Source organism: Yoonia sp. SWMV100, from assembly GCF_056108365.1.
Genome location: NZ_JBWBAQ010000003.1, coordinates 499384 through 512442, shown reverse-complemented (window position 1 = coordinate 512442; position 13059 = coordinate 499384). Strand labels below are relative to the sequence as shown.

General features: G+C 55.8%; 15 protein-coding genes. 6 read left to right on the top strand and 9 right to left on the bottom strand.

Translation table 11 applies throughout. The features are described from left to right. Positions 1–30 precede the first annotated feature (30 nt). Positions 31–402 (top strand): class I SAM-dependent methyltransferase, encoded by a 372-nt coding sequence (locus ACXJGX_RS07355; RefSeq protein WP_474780768.1) that lies wholly within the window; start codon positions 31–33, stop codon positions 400–402. A gap of 57 nt (positions 403–459) precedes the next feature. After that, positions 460–768: a hypothetical protein gene (locus ACXJGX_RS07350; RefSeq protein WP_474780127.1), complete on the top strand. Its 309-nt coding sequence runs from the start codon at positions 460–462 to the stop codon at positions 766–768. Here ACXJGX_RS07350 and trhO read toward each other — a convergent pair. Continuing rightward, positions 765–1673 (bottom strand): oxygen-dependent tRNA uridine(34) hydroxylase TrhO, encoded by a 909-nt coding sequence (gene trhO, locus ACXJGX_RS07345; RefSeq protein ID WP_474780125.1) that lies wholly within the window; start codon positions 1671–1673, stop codon positions 765–767. The genes ACXJGX_RS07350 and trhO overlap by 4 nt on opposite strands. Positions 1674–1696: 23 nt before the next feature. Further along, entirely contained in the window at positions 1697–2944 is a 1248-nt protein-coding gene (locus tag ACXJGX_RS07340) for an Hsp70 family protein (protein ID WP_474780123.1), read from the bottom strand. Positions 2945–3047: 103 nt separating this feature from the next. Here ACXJGX_RS07340 and ACXJGX_RS07335 point away from each other — a divergent pair, with 103 nt between their 5' ends. From ACXJGX_RS07335 to pncB, 3 genes are all read left to right on the top strand, one after another. Continuing rightward, complete coding sequence (locus ACXJGX_RS07335; protein WP_474780121.1) at positions 3048–3614, top strand: P-loop NTPase family protein; 567 nt, start codon at positions 3048–3050, stop codon at positions 3612–3614. Then, a complete protein-coding gene (gene pncA, locus ACXJGX_RS07330) occupies positions 3577–4170 on the top strand; it encodes a bifunctional nicotinamidase/pyrazinamidase (protein ID WP_474780119.1) in 594 nt (197 codons plus the stop codon). Before ACXJGX_RS07335 ends, pncA begins: the two co-directional genes overlap by 38 nt. Positions 4171–4417: 247 nt before the next feature. After that, positions 4418–5710: a nicotinate phosphoribosyltransferase gene (pncB, locus tag ACXJGX_RS07325; protein ID WP_474780117.1), complete on the top strand. Its 1293-nt coding sequence runs from the start codon at positions 4418–4420 to the stop codon at positions 5708–5710. On the opposite strand, the gene ACXJGX_RS07320 is transcribed toward pncB, so the two are convergent. The 7 genes from ACXJGX_RS07320 to ACXJGX_RS07290 all read right to left on the bottom strand — a co-directional run bounded on the left by ACXJGX_RS07320 (position 5707) and on the right by ACXJGX_RS07290 (position 12615). Continuing rightward, positions 5707–7266 (bottom strand): reverse transcriptase domain-containing protein, encoded by a 1560-nt coding sequence (locus ACXJGX_RS07320; RefSeq protein WP_474780115.1) that lies wholly within the window; start codon positions 7264–7266, stop codon positions 5707–5709. The genes pncB and ACXJGX_RS07320 overlap by 4 nt on opposite strands. A 198-nt stretch (positions 7267–7464) precedes the next feature. Beyond that, complete coding sequence (arfB, locus tag ACXJGX_RS07315) at positions 7465–7881, bottom strand: alternative ribosome rescue aminoacyl-tRNA hydrolase ArfB (RefSeq protein ID WP_474780113.1); 417 nt, start codon at positions 7879–7881, stop codon at positions 7465–7467. Positions 7882–8196: 315 nt separating this feature from the next. Continuing rightward, on the bottom strand, positions 8197–8826 hold the full coding sequence (locus tag ACXJGX_RS07310; RefSeq protein WP_474780111.1) for a queuosine precursor transporter: 630 nt from the start codon (positions 8824–8826) through the stop codon (positions 8197–8199). 89 nt (positions 8827–8915) lie between these two features. After that, the gene (locus ACXJGX_RS07305; RefSeq protein ID WP_474780109.1) at positions 8916–9749 is read right to left on the bottom strand and encodes an esterase-like activity of phytase family protein; all 834 of its coding nucleotides are present in this window, start codon (positions 9747–9749) and stop codon (positions 8916–8918) included. After that, positions 9750–10649, bottom strand: coding sequence for a penicillin-insensitive murein endopeptidase (mepA, locus tag ACXJGX_RS07300; protein ID WP_474780107.1), 900 nt, complete (start codon positions 10647–10649; stop codon positions 9750–9752). Next, positions 10637–12013 (bottom strand): MFS transporter, encoded by a 1377-nt coding sequence (locus ACXJGX_RS07295; protein WP_474780105.1) that lies wholly within the window; start codon positions 12011–12013, stop codon positions 10637–10639. The genes mepA and ACXJGX_RS07295 overlap by 13 nt, the downstream gene beginning before the upstream one ends. 62 nt (positions 12014–12075) lie before the next feature. Beyond that, complete coding sequence (locus ACXJGX_RS07290) at positions 12076–12615, bottom strand: acyl-CoA thioesterase (protein WP_474780766.1); 540 nt, start codon at positions 12613–12615, stop codon at positions 12076–12078. Positions 12616–12754: 139 nt separating this feature from the next. Here ACXJGX_RS07290 and ACXJGX_RS07285 point away from each other — a divergent pair, with 139 nt between their 5' ends. Then, entirely contained in the window at positions 12755–13045 is a 291-nt protein-coding gene (locus ACXJGX_RS07285) for a YggT family protein (RefSeq protein WP_474780103.1), read from the top strand. The last annotated feature ends 14 nt before the right edge of the window (positions 13046–13059 follow it).

Genomic DNA, 13059 nt, shown 5'->3' with positions numbered 1-13059 from the left:
TTACAGTTCACACAACAGGAGATTGTAGTGATGATCACATTTCAACCCGATACATTTGGTAAGCTCAACGCGGACGACTATGACGCCCTGCATGACCCTGGTACTACGGATGCCACTGTCGCGCTGATCGCAGATCTGGCGCCCAAAGGCGGCAAACTGTTGGAACTCGCGATTGGCACCGGGCGCGTCGCCCTGCCGTTGGCGCAGAGGGGATTTGACGTGACCGGGATCGAAGGGTCGCCCGAGATGGTTGCCAAGCTGCGCGAAAAACCGGGGGCAGACGCGATTACGACCCATATCGGGGATATGGCTGATGTCGCGGTTTCAGGGACGTTCGACCACGCCTTCCTCGTCTTTAACACGCTTTTTAACCTGCCATCCCAAGAGGCGCAGATCAGATGATTTGACAATACCGCCAAGCGGCTTGCGCCCGGCGGAACGTTTCTGATCGAAACCTTTGTGCCAAATTTTACCGGGTTCACCGAAAACCAACGGGTCAAGACGAAGCAAATTGATATGGAATCGGTCTGGATCGAGGCGGTCACTCACGACCCCGTGGAACAGGTATTCGCCTTTCAGCGAATCCGCATCACCCAAAACGGGATGACACTGGTGCCACTCCCGATGCGTTATGCCTATCCGCCGGAAATTGATCTGATGGCGCGGCTTGCGGGGCTGCGGTTGAAACATCGCTGGGGCGGCTGGGACAAATCTGCCTTCACCGCGAACAGCACATTCCACATTTCGGTCTACGAAAAACCGGCCTAAAGCCCGCCGATGTGATGCGTCCCGCGTTTTTTCGCCAAACCGATCTGCTTTTGACGCTCGCGGAACCTGCCCTTATCGTCGTCGGTCGTTTCATGCGCACATTGGTGGCAGGCGACGCCTTCCTCGAATTCTGGGCGGTTTCGGTCATCTGGCAACAGGGGGCGGCGGCAGGCGTAACACAGAATATGCGGGCCTTCTTTCAGTCCGTGGCCCACGCTGACGCGCGCGTCAAAAACGAAACACTCGCCGTCCCATTTGCTGTCTTCTTGGGGGACTTCCTCAAGGTATTTCAGGATGCCGCCCTTGAGGTGGTAAACATCTTCAACGCCTTGCCCCATCAGGTAGTTCGTTGATTTCTCGCAACGAATCCCGCCAGTGCAAAACATCGCAATCCGCTTGTTGTGGAATCGATGTTTGTTTTCTTCCCACCACGCAGGAAATTCGCCAAAGGATTTCGTCTCTGGGTCAATCGCCCCGTCAAACGTGCCAATCGCCACCTCGTAATCGTTGCGGGTATCAATGACAGCGACGTCCGGCGCACTGATCAGCGCGTTCCACTCCGCAGGATCAACATAATGCCCCGTGCCATTGGCAATCGGGTCCACATCGGGTTGACCCATGGTGACGATTTCACGCTTTAGGCGCACCTTCATGCGGTGGAACGGCGGCACGCTGGCGGTGCTTTCCTTCCAGACGAGATCCGCACAGCCCGGAAGCGATTTGATATGCGAAATCACCGCATCGATCCCTGCGCGATCACCCGCGATTGTGCCGTTTATTCCCTCTTTGGCCAGCAAAAGCGTGCCGCTGACCCCGCGCGATTTGCACAGGTCCAAAAGCGGCCCTTGCAACGCGGCAGGGTCGTCAAAGCGGGTAAAGTGGTAAAGGGCAGCGACTGTATACATGAGGGTCAAATACGCCTGTTGTTTTACTGAGGCAAGTGAGTGGATGCCGCGATCGCCAATCCGTCTGCCACCGCGGTAAACGCCTCTGCGCGTTCCAGCGCGGCATCGGGGAACATATCGGTCATTGTGTTTTCAACAACGTGCAGCAGGCTCGACCCGCCGACAAAGACGATTTTACCGATCTGCGCCGGGGTGACACCCGCCATGCGCAGCGTCTCGGTCGCGCAGTTGCGGATCTGGCCTGCGTGATCCGACAGGATTTCGCCCATCTGTGGCTTGGTGAAACGCGCCCATAAGTCACGTTCGATCACCCGCAAATCAATCCCGGCCTCGTCGACACCCGGCTTGTTGATCTGGATTTTTCCGGCTTCCACCGCAAAGGCAATGTCGTGGCCCAATTCCATCGCAAGCACCGATTGCAGCCTTGCAAATAACACCGGATCAACGCCCAGCTTTGCAAAATCGGCCGCCATCCGTTTATTTTCCGGCGTGTATGTGAACGGAATTTTCTGCCAGGTCGCCAGATCGTTGAAAATGGCATTTGGGGCGACATGGGTGCCCGACCCCATTGCATTGCGTATGTCGGCATTGCGGCCCAGCAACGGCATGACCCGATCAATGCTGATCGCGCGGTCGAAATCTGTCCCGCCGACGCGCACACCATGGCTCGCGATCACACGGGTCCGGGCGCCGTCACGGTCGAACACCGAAAAGTCCGATGTACCACCGCCAATATCCACGATCAGACCCAATGCGCCTGCGTCCAACGGACCGCTTGCCAGCGCAGCTGCTTCGGGTTCATGCATGAAATGCACGTCTTTGAACCCTGCAATCATATAGGCCTCGCGCAGGTCCACTTCGGCTTGGGCGTTGCGGGCATCGTCGGCGGAATGGAACCGCACCGGACGGCCAGACAGCGCCACGTCATAGGTTTGTCCGGTCGCCGCCTCTGCACGTTCGCGGATCATCTGCAAAAACCGCGCGACGACCTCGATCAGGGTCAGGCGTTCATAGGCGATCTGGCGCTTTTCACGCATCAAAGGTGTGCCCAGAACGGACTTTAGCGCCCGCATAAACCGGCCCTCGCGGCCATCAATCAATGCGGCATTTGCCACCGACCCATAGGTCGTCACCTTGCGATCGTAATCAAAAAACACCGAAGTCGGCAGCGTCTTGCGCCCCGGCTCGACCTCGATCAAAAACGGGCGGTCCCCGACCAGCACACCCGCAGCCGTATTCGAGGTCCCAAAGTCGATACCCAACGTCGCCATGATAACCTCTATTCCTGCTATGAAAGATGCGGGTTCTAGGCAAAACGCGCGCGCAGTTCAACCCGCGCTTTTCGCGCATCATAAACGTTGATAATAACGCCCTATGCAGCGGGTCATGATCACAGGTGGGCCGGGGTCCGGCAAAAGCACGCTCGCCCGGGTCATGGGCGACAGGATGGGTCTGCCTGTCTATCATATGGACAAAATTCATTGGAAACCGGGCTGGGTGCCACGCGATGTCGCAGAGCGGATAAAAATGGCACATGCGGTCGAGGCCGCAGATCAATGGGTTTTCGAAGGCGGATTTTCAGAGACCTATGATAACCGCGCCACACGTGCCGACACGCTGATTTGGCTGGATTTGCCAGTTTTACTACGGTTTTGGCGGGTGGTCTGGCGATTGCTGCGCGATTACGGGACCACACGTCCCGACATGACCCGCGACTGCCCCGAGGTCCTGCACGGCGAAACCTATGCATTCTGGCGCTGGATTTTCACGTCGCGTCACCGGACGCGGGCGCGGGTTGCGCGCGTGGTTGCCGAACACCCACATTTGACCGTCCACCACCTACAAAGCCGCTCGCAGGTCCGCGCGTATATTGCTAGCCTGCCCCTGAAACAGGAGACCCGAAATGACTCACGCCCTGCTTGTGATCGACGTCCAGAATGACTTTTGCCCGGGTGGCGCTCTTGCCGTCGCGGGCGGTGATGACATCGTGCCCGGCATCAATGCCGCGATGAACGAATTTGACGCGGTGATCCTGACCCAAGACTGGCACCCGGCCGGACATTCTTCGTTCGCGTCGACCCACGGCGCGGCACCCATGTCGATGATCGACATGCCCTACGGTCCGCAAGTTCTTTGGCCTGATCATTGCATCCAAGGGTCGATCGGCGCGCAACTTCACCCTAATCTGACCGTGGACCGGGCAGATTTGATTATCCGTAAAGGGTACAATCCTGCCATCGATAGCTATTCTGCCTTCTTTGAAAATGACCACAGCACTCCCACCGGGCTCGAAGGGTATTTGCGGACACGCGGCATCGACCGTTTGACGCTTGTCGGGTTGGCGACGGATTTTTGCGTCAACTATTCCGCGGTAGACGCCGCGAAACTTGGGTTCAAGGTGACCGTCAATATGGGCCTGTGCCGCGCGATTGATTTTGACGGGTCACTTGACGCCGCACGTGCAGCCATGACCGGGGCCGGGGTCACGTTTGTCTAAGGGAATATGTCGTTTCCCGGATGTCACGCTCCGCCTCCGTTCCTAGCCGCGAATACAAGGCGATTGGGCAACAGTTGGGGCGGCAAACGGCATCTGCTTCCCGGCAACCGCCCTGATTTGATTTGGGTTTGAAACGGCAGTCTTACCCCATGGCTTACACACACATGGCCGGTGCGGTTGATCACGAAACCCTTGCCTTGCCTTACGGCAGTTGGTCTAACGGGCGAAACGTCAGGGGGGCCTTAAGATGGTCGATATCGCAACACGCGTCTGGAATCATAAATGGAAAATCGACCCCATCGTGCGGTCGCTGATCGATACGGATTTTTACAAACTCCTGATGTGCCAGTCGGTGTTTCGCAACCACCCGACGACCCAAGTGACCTTTTCGCTGATCAACCGGACCAAAACCATCCGGTTGGCTGACATCATCGACGAAGGCGCATTGCGCGAGCAGCTTGACCACATCCGCACCCTGCGCTTGACCCGCGGCGAATCCACATGGCTGCGCGGCAACACCTTTTACGGCAAACGCCAGATGTTCCGCCCCGACTTCATGGAATGGTTCGAAAACCTGCAATTGCCGCCCTACCACCTTGAGAAAAAGGATGGCCAATACGAACTGACGTTCGAAGGGTCATGGCCCGAAGTCATGCTGTGGGAAATCCCTGCCCTTGCTGTGATCATGGAACTGCGGTCGCGGGCCGTGCTGCGTGACATGGGGCGGTTTGAACTGCAGGTGCTATATGCCCGCGCCATGACCAAACTTTGGGAAAAGGTTGAAAAATTGCGGCCGATTGAAGGCCTGAAGCTCGCGGATTTTGGCACGCGGCGGCGGCACTCTTTCCTTTGGCAGGACTGGTGCGTGCAGGCGATGATGGAAGGGTTGGGACACAACTTTACCGGTACGTCCAACTGTAAAATCGCCATGATGCGTGAAATAGAGGCGATCGGGACCAACGCCCACGAACTGCCCATGGTCTATGCCGCGCTGGCCGATACGGACGCGCAGCTGCTGCAATCGCCCTATGACGTGCTGTCCGACTGGCAAGAAGAGCACGACGGCAACCTGCGGATCATCCTGCCTGACACATTCGGGACCAAAGGGTTTCTTGACCGGGCGCCAGGTTGGCTCGCGGGCTGGACAGGCATGCGCATCGACAGCGGCGACCCTGCAACCGGCGCTGAAAACGCGATCAACTGGTGGAAATCCCGTGGCGAAGACCCGACGCAAAAGCTCGTCATCTTCTCGGACGGGCTGGACGTGGATAAAATCCTTGAACTGCACAGCCAATTTGTGGGGCGCGTGCGCGTGTCCTTTGGTTGGGGCACCATGATGACCAACGACTTCAAAGGCCTATCCGCAGGCGACGCGCTCGCGCCGTTCAGCCTCGTGTGCAAAGCCGTCGCGGCCAACGGCCGCCCCACCGTGAAACTGTCAGACAACCCCAACAAGGCGATGGGACCGGTTGACGAGATTGCACGGTATAAGCGTGTGTTTGGGGTAGGCGAGCAGGAACGGGTTGAGGTTGTGGTTTAGTAAAAATCAAATAGCGAAAGCGGATCGTCAGAGCTTTGGTAGGAAGGCGGTTGTACGTTTTCGAGGCCGCGCGTAAAAAAGTACTTTCTCGCGGCCCTCCATCCCCTGACCAAGCTAGGGAACACAACCTCGAGGTCGTCAGGCTCTCCCTCCTCAGTGCGCCATGAACTTTGATTCAGCCAAGTGCCTTTGATGAGTTGTTCTGCTGTTGGTGTTGGGCAATTGCAGCCGTATTGCGACTTAAGAAGCAGACTACGCTTCCGACAAGTTCTGATTGTCGTATTTACAATCCAACCATCTAGGCCCTTAAGTCTCTCGGAATCGTCTAACAAGGCGTAGAAACCCATTAGACCGCGCATCCTTTCGAAGTTTGATGTCCCCTTCAGAAAGCCACTAATCTTCCTCTCAGATAGCCCGCCGTATAAGGATCTCCTAAGCTCGTAAACAAAACCTAGTAAATCCCAGTCATAGCCATTGACACTACTGGCTCTTCTAGGGTTGTAGTCAATTTTTAACGAGTTAATTAAATAGATATTCAATAGGCGTGAGACTTTTTGCTTGAGCTTGGCTGCCGACTTTTCAGGCATTGTAAGCCCCAGATCGGTAAATCCATAGCCGAGGTAGGTGAAGCCGCCGTTGGTCCTTATCTCTTGGTCGTGGCTGGATATCAGCGCAATTCCGGGCGACTTTAACTTATTCAATATTAGGCCACTCGTGTTGCAATGTGCCTCAAAGCACTTCTCAAGCTTGATAGCGCCTTCGTAGCTGTTCGACAAAGCGACTACATCATCCGCGAAGCGGACAAATTTTCCTGATTCAAAAGCTAACATTCTATCTAGATCGTGGTTTGCTACGTTCGCCAGAATCAATGACGCAGAAGAGCCTTGGGGAGTGCCCTTGACACGTCTCCGGAATTTCAAAGCTATGTAGTCTGACTTATTGGCATATCGGTGGTTTAGAAACGCATTGAAGACAGCTCGTTCATGTGGCGTAAAACTTACAGTGTTACGATCATTGATTTTCTTGCGAATATATCCAGTGGGGATGCTGTCGAAGAAATTCCTAAAGTCAATTTGAACAGCAAACATTTTACCATGATCATCGAAGTCTTTCAGGGCAAGGACCGCATCGAAGACGTTTTTGTCAGGATGGTATGCATAAGAATGAGGCGACAACCGCTTGAGGTTTCGGGCTCTGGTTCTTCGTAGCAATACATTTGCAACAGCTGCGTCAGGAAAACCAAACGCCATGATTTCTCTCTTGGAACCGTCCGGCTTATCAAGAAGGTGTTGTATGGCCGGCTGAACTTCGTACTCGCCGCGGAGAATCTTGTACCATATAGCAGTAGCAATGACATTCGCATGCCTTTTGCAGTGAAAAGGATCGAAGTGTTTTGCCAATGAAGATGAGGTCCTTACTGCCTTTCTTCTTGGCGCAAGCCCCGTCCTTTTTTCAAATTTCTTTTTATATTTTTCGTCAACCTCGTCAGCCTTCCGAACCTTATTAAATTGCCTCTTGCAAAGCCTTTTTATTTCATCTCGGATTTCGTTACGCATGAATGATCAATCAAAAATAAGGTTCGGTGGACGACAAAGAGTAAGGGATGCCGATATGTCTGCAAGACACACCGTCAAAGGTTTAGTTTCCTGCTCCTTTGGCATCGACGAAATCGACGTCGGTCATAACGCCGCCCACCTAGGCTTCGCGCCATACGGATATGCTAACATCTCAACTTTAAGATGAAAAGCTAAAATTCATTCCTCAACCTTCCCCCGCAACGCCTTCACCGCACCGCGGACCTTTTTTCCTTCAAGCCGCCGTTTGACCGACCCATAGGTCGGCTTTGTCGCGCGTCTGCGTTTTTGCACGACGGTTGCCGATAGGATCAGTTCGGCCAGACGGTCCCGTGCGATTTCGCGGTTGCGGGCTTGGCTGCGGGTGTCTTGGACAAAGATCACAATCGCGCCCTCTTTCGTCCAGCGTTGCCCCGCCAGTCGCCGCAGCCGCACCTTCACCGGGTCGGGCAGGTTGGGGGACCGCGCCGCCTCGAACCGCAGTTCCACCGCCGTGGATACTTTGTTCACGTTCTGCCCGCCGGGGCCGGACGCGCGCGCAAAGCTCTCGGTCAGTTCCCAATCCGCAATCGTGATGTGATCGTTAACTTTCAACATATCCATAATCCGTTCGGGCCCGACATTTGCCCGACACCTATCCGACGCCGCGCCAACCGTCAAAACCCCACGAAAAAGGGCTACCCCGGCGTTGGGATAGCCCTTTCCTGAATTTCGGAGGTGGGTCGGTTAGGATCTCCACCTTGTGGTGTTCTCAGCCAAGGGCTGCCTTAGCTGCGACCCCCACAAGTTGTCCCGACACACTTCTCCAATACCTCATGATGCACTGGATCACCTCCTTTCAATAAATTTCGCCTAAAGGTAGGTTCGCACAGATTTGGTATATTTCAAGTAAAAATATACCACCCCTCGCGATTAAATGATCCGCTGCTGCATCCGCCCAACAATGATGCGAAACGGCACCAAAGCCAGCAAAGCAATCGCCAGCTTCACACCCCAGTCCGCCACGGCAAGCGAGACCCAAAGCGGGACCAACGGCCCGGCGGTCAGGAACGGGACCGCATCTTGCGCCCACATGACCTGGTCTGCGGCGGTGGCGCTAAAGCCGTTGAAAGCCGCGGCAAAGGCGATCGCAAAGAAGATCACGGTATCCACCGATGAGCTTACCAACGTGCTGCCCAAGGGCGCTTTCCACCACGATCCAGCGCGCAGTCGGTTGAACACCGCAATGTCCAGCAGCTGCGCGATAAGGAATGCGGTCGCAGATGCAATCGCAACGCGGATCGGCACGGCTGGCCCGAATTCCAGCATGATTTGCGATCCGATCAGGCTGCAAACAATCCCGACGATCAGACCTGTGAATACCACTTTGCGTGCCGCTGCGACCCCGTAAACACGGTTCATCACGTCCGTAACAAGGAATGCGAGCGGATAGGTAAACGCCCCCCACGTCAGCAAGCCGTCCAAGATCAGGAATTGTACAAGAATGTTTGAGGTCACAACGATGGTGGCCATGGCGATAACGCCGGGAAGAATAGGTGTCATATCAGATGTTCCGTTTTGACAAGGGTGCGGCACTTGGCCCCGCGGATGATCCGGGGACGGCGCGCAATACCGTTACGCGGCCGGGGGTGTCAATCATTTATGCGATATTCGACAATTTCGGTGCGTTGAAACATCCGAAAATTATCGTCGGCGATCATGGTTAGTCGCAGCCCTGTGTCGTCGGCCCAAACCGAAATCCCTTCTAGGTTGTCGTGGGTAAGAGAACCGGTTTGTAAAACAGTTTCTTCGGACCCGCCGCGCAGATCAAACCGGCGCACGCGGGTGCGAAACCCGATGCCGTTAAAATCCCGCTCCAACAGGTAGAGCAGTCCATCTGGTCCAATATCTGCGCCTGACATCAAGAACGCCCCCCTGCGCGGAACGTCAAACGTGTGGTCCCAATGACCATCGACTAACCGATAAACAGGGAACGGACGGGTCGCCCGCCCGGATCGTTCTGGCACGGTATACAGTGTGCCGTCCGGCCCGATCGCCAGCGCCTCTAGCGACGAATTGTGCTGCATATCGGCGAAATCGGGCGCAACGGGCAGTGAAACGGATCGCCCGCTCAGGCCTGCAAACTGCCGCACGCCATGCTGTCCTTCGAAGGACACGAAGATCTGACCATCGGTCGAAATTGCCAGCCCTTCGCTATCCAATTGCCCGCCTGTGTCGGTCATTGGAATGATCGCACCTGCAGCAACATCTGTAATTACCCCGTCGGTGCGGGTCAGTACGGCGGTGATGAACGCGCCGCGGTCACTGAGGGCGGTCAAATGCAGACCGTCTTCTGACAGTTCAATCCCGGAAAAGCCGCCAAACAGCGGATCGTCTGAAACCCATGTGTACGACCCGATGAATGTCGCGTCAGCTGCTGCGGGTATCGCCCAAAGCAGCACGAGCGCACCCCAAATGACGCGCACTTAGTTTGCGTTCAGGACGCCAACACATTGGGCGGGCAGATTGGCCATAGTCAGTTCTGCGCGCGGTGTTGGCGGGGGTGCGTTCGGGTTGGGTGGCGGCGGGTTCAAGATGTTATTCACCCATGTTTGCGCGTCGGCACAGCCGTCGCCCGCGGGCGGCGGGGATTGGTCAGTGCAATAGGTCGCGCCAGCGGGACAATTCAGCCGGACGTGAAAATGGTAATGGTGTCCCCACCATGGCCTGATTTTATTCAGCCAACTGCGGTCGCCTGTTGCATTGGCGCACATGGCAACCTTTGCGCCCGGAAACACGAAAATACGTGCGACACGCGGGTCTGACGCGGCTGCGCGTAAAATGGCCTCGTGTTGCGGGGACCAGCTGGCATTTGTATACGCGCCACCGTTGCGCTGCATGGTGATCGACGACAGGCTTTCGCGTTCAGCGGCAGTCAGGTTCAAACGCGTGGGCGGTAGCATCCAGATATCGGCGTCAAGGCCGGTTTGATGACTGGCGTGGCCGGTCAGCATTGGGCCGCCGCGTGGCTGGCTCATGTCACCGATATAAAGCCCCTCCCAACCGGATTGCGTCGCGGCAAACCGGCTGAGATCCTGGATAAAATCAACTGTTTCAGGCTGCGCCCAGTTGCGATTGCGTGAAAGCCGCATCGCTTGCCATGTTGGACCTGTCTCGGGCAATTGCTCTGCCCCGGCCTGACAGCCACCTGCATAGCTGCCCAGCGGATCGGCGCTTTGCTGTGATCCTGATTGCACGGCACCAAACAATTGTTTGGCGATACGGGTATCGTTCGCGTTTTGCGACGACACGGTCACCGTTGGTTCTTCGGGCTGACACGCGGCAAGCCCAAGCGCCAGACATACAGCGGTTATTATGCGGACCATTCTGCACGATCTCCGTCTTTGTTGACCCACCGTAGCAACAAAAGCCCCACGATGAACAGTACAATAACCGGAGAAAATCCAATTTGTACATTGCCCGACAGCCATGAAACAAGGCCGATCAGTGAAGGAGCAAGAAATGCCGTTGCCTTGCCTGACAGCGCGAACAGACCGAATGCCTCTGCGGGGCGATCCGGGTGGCTGTGCCGCACCATAAGCGAGCGTGATGATGCATACACGGCACCACCGGCACCGCCGATAATGGCACCGCACACAAAGAAGATGATGTCAGGCAGTTGCGACGTGGGATCCAATGGAGCGCCGAACAGGGCCTCGCGGGACATGCCGACGATGACGCATGACACGGCGATCATCGCCCACACGGCCGCGATAATCACAGGCTTGGGGCCATATTTTTTGTCGGCCAACCCGCCCAACCATGTCGTGATCGCCGCCGCGATGGCTGCGATGACACCAAACACCCCGATAAATGTGATCTCCCACCCCAAGACCAGCGCCGCATAGATGCCGCCATACGCATAAAGCGCGTTCACTGCATCGCGATAAAACATCGACGCGATCAAAAAATTACGCAGGCTTTTGCGCTTGGCAACGCTGCGCAGCGTTTTGCCCAGATCGCTGGCGACAGCGCGCAGGCTGACTTTGGGTTTTTTGGTTTGCGGTGCGTCGCGGACCCACAAAAAGAAAGGAATCATGAAAACCACGTACCAGATCGCAATGAACGGACCAGTTGCACGTGTGCCTTCCTTGAATGCGGGCTCAAGCCCGAACAGGGGCGAAAGGCCAATCAGCGTTTTGCCTGTATCGCCGTTTTCAGCGAGCAGCAGCAAAATCAGGATGAGTGACAGGACCCCGCCCCAATACCCGAAAGCCGCACCCGACCCGGAAATGCGCCCCACCTCTTTATCATCCCCAAGGCTGGGCAGAATTGCGTTGATAAAATTCAGCGCCGATTCAGCGGCGACAAACCCGACAAAGAAAATGGCCATGTAAAGCCAGACCGCACTGCTGTCGGGCATGAGCCCCCAAAGCGAAAATGCAGCGATGATATAAACAACCGAGAAAAACGCGATCCACGGGATTTTTCGGCCCGAGTGATCGGCATAGGCCCCCAAAAAAGGGGCAGTAAGCGCGATGAACAGGCCGGACACAACTTGACCGGTTGACCAAATTGACTGCGCCTGCGCCTTAGCAACGCCAGCCTCTAGACCCGTGCCGAGCAAATACTGGGTGGCAACGGATGCGAAATAAGGGCCGAAAATAAAAGTCAGGCCAAGCGTGTAATAGGGCTGCGATGCCCAATCAAAGGCCATCCACCCCCAGATGCGTTTCTTTGCGGTAATCATTGGCCTGTCCCTGCTTTGCTTTGGTGCGATAAGACACCGTTCAAGCGGACAAAAGCAAGGGGTTAGCGGCTGCTGTCGGTCGGTGGCCAAGGCCGCGTGGCGTCGGCGTCGATCCAGTTTTTGATCCAGTCGGGTAGCGCGGGCGATGTGCCTTCATGGCCAAGGGTGGCGAACACCTGATCAGGTGGGACAATGCCGTTCGCGCTGGTGACAGCGGACCGATACATGGCTTGGGTGGCGCAGTCGTCGCCGATCCAAATGGACTGGTCGATATAGACAAATCGGTGATCCCAGCCGGCTGTTTTACTGACGATCCGAAACTTGGCAAAGGGACGGATACGCTTGCGATAACGTACCGAAACCCCAGCCATGGTCAGGCCCCAACGATTTTGTTTCAACACATCAATCAGTCCAACCCGCTGCGCCAAACCTGTGCGCCCCAGATCAAAGATCGTCAGAATACGTCCGTTGTTCATCTCGAAATAGGTGTCGATATCCTGCGGCCAGCAGCGGTGATAGGACACATGGGTGTCCAGCGGATGCAGCTGGGGCCGCTTTTTGTTTACAAAAAGCTCTTTCAGGACACGAACAACAGGATACATCGACGCCTCGGGGGTTGTTTCAAATTCGGGATGATGCAAATTGACGTAAGGGTCAACTTTAACCTTAGGGAAACCATGGGCTTGTAGGAAACGTAACAAGCACTTAGTTCAGTGCAAACAATCCAAGGGCCGCTTTGTTATGCTGAAGATTATCCAAATCCTTCTCCTGCTGATCGGTGTTGTCCGGTTTTTTGTTCTGGCGCATTTCATCATGAGCTGGCTAATCCGGTTCGAAGTGCTGAACGTGCGGCAAGAATTCGTCGGACAGGTCTGGTACACGCTTCAGCGGATTCTAGAGCCGATCTACAGCCGTGTCCGTCGCGTGCTGCCTGATTTGGGCGGGATTGACCTGTCGCCGATCGTCGTTCTTTTGGGTCTCGAAATCCTGCGTATCCTCCTGACCAAAAACGCTGGCGCGTTCGCCTACTAAATCTTTGACGGGCC

What these genes read in the sequence shown, in the direction of transcription:
- ACXJGX_RS07355 (WP_474780768.1), top strand. Translation starts at nt 31, where the DNA reads ATGATCACATTTCAACCCGATACATTTGGTAAGCTCAACGCGGACGAC.
- trhO (WP_474780125.1), bottom strand. Translation starts at nt 1,673, where the DNA reads ATGTATACAGTCGCTGCCCTTTACCACTTTACCCGCTTTGACGACCCT.
- ACXJGX_RS07340 (WP_474780123.1), bottom strand. Translation starts at nt 2,944, where the DNA reads ATGGCGACGTTGGGTATCGACTTTGGGACCTCGAATACGGCTGCGGGT.
- ACXJGX_RS07335 (WP_474780121.1), top strand. Translation starts at nt 3,048, where the DNA reads ATGCAGCGGGTCATGATCACAGGTGGGCCGGGGTCCGGCAAAAGCACG.
- pncA (WP_474780119.1), top strand. Translation starts at nt 3,577, where the DNA reads ATGACTCACGCCCTGCTTGTGATCGACGTCCAGAATGACTTTTGCCCG.
- pncB (WP_474780117.1), top strand. Translation starts at nt 4,418, where the DNA reads ATGGTCGATATCGCAACACGCGTCTGGAATCATAAATGGAAAATCGAC.
- ACXJGX_RS07320 (WP_474780115.1), bottom strand. Translation starts at nt 7,266, where the DNA reads ATGCGTAACGAAATCCGAGATGAAATAAAAAGGCTTTGCAAGAGGCAA.
- arfB (WP_474780113.1), bottom strand. Translation starts at nt 7,881, where the DNA reads ATGTTGAAAGTTAACGATCACATCACGATTGCGGATTGGGAACTGACC.
- ACXJGX_RS07310 (WP_474780111.1), bottom strand. Translation starts at nt 8,826, where the DNA reads ATGACACCTATTCTTCCCGGCGTTATCGCCATGGCCACCATCGTTGTG.
- mepA (WP_474780107.1), bottom strand. Translation starts at nt 10,649, where the DNA reads ATGGTCCGCATAATAACCGCTGTATGTCTGGCGCTTGGGCTTGCCGCG.
- ACXJGX_RS07295 (WP_474780105.1), bottom strand. Translation starts at nt 12,013, where the DNA reads ATGATTACCGCAAAGAAACGCATCTGGGGGTGGATGGCCTTTGATTGG.
- ACXJGX_RS07290 (WP_474780766.1), bottom strand. Translation starts at nt 12,615, where the DNA reads ATGTATCCTGTTGTTCGTGTCCTGAAAGAGCTTTTTGTAAACAAAAAG.
- ACXJGX_RS07285 (WP_474780103.1), top strand. Translation starts at nt 12,755, where the DNA reads ATGCTGAAGATTATCCAAATCCTTCTCCTGCTGATCGGTGTTGTCCGG.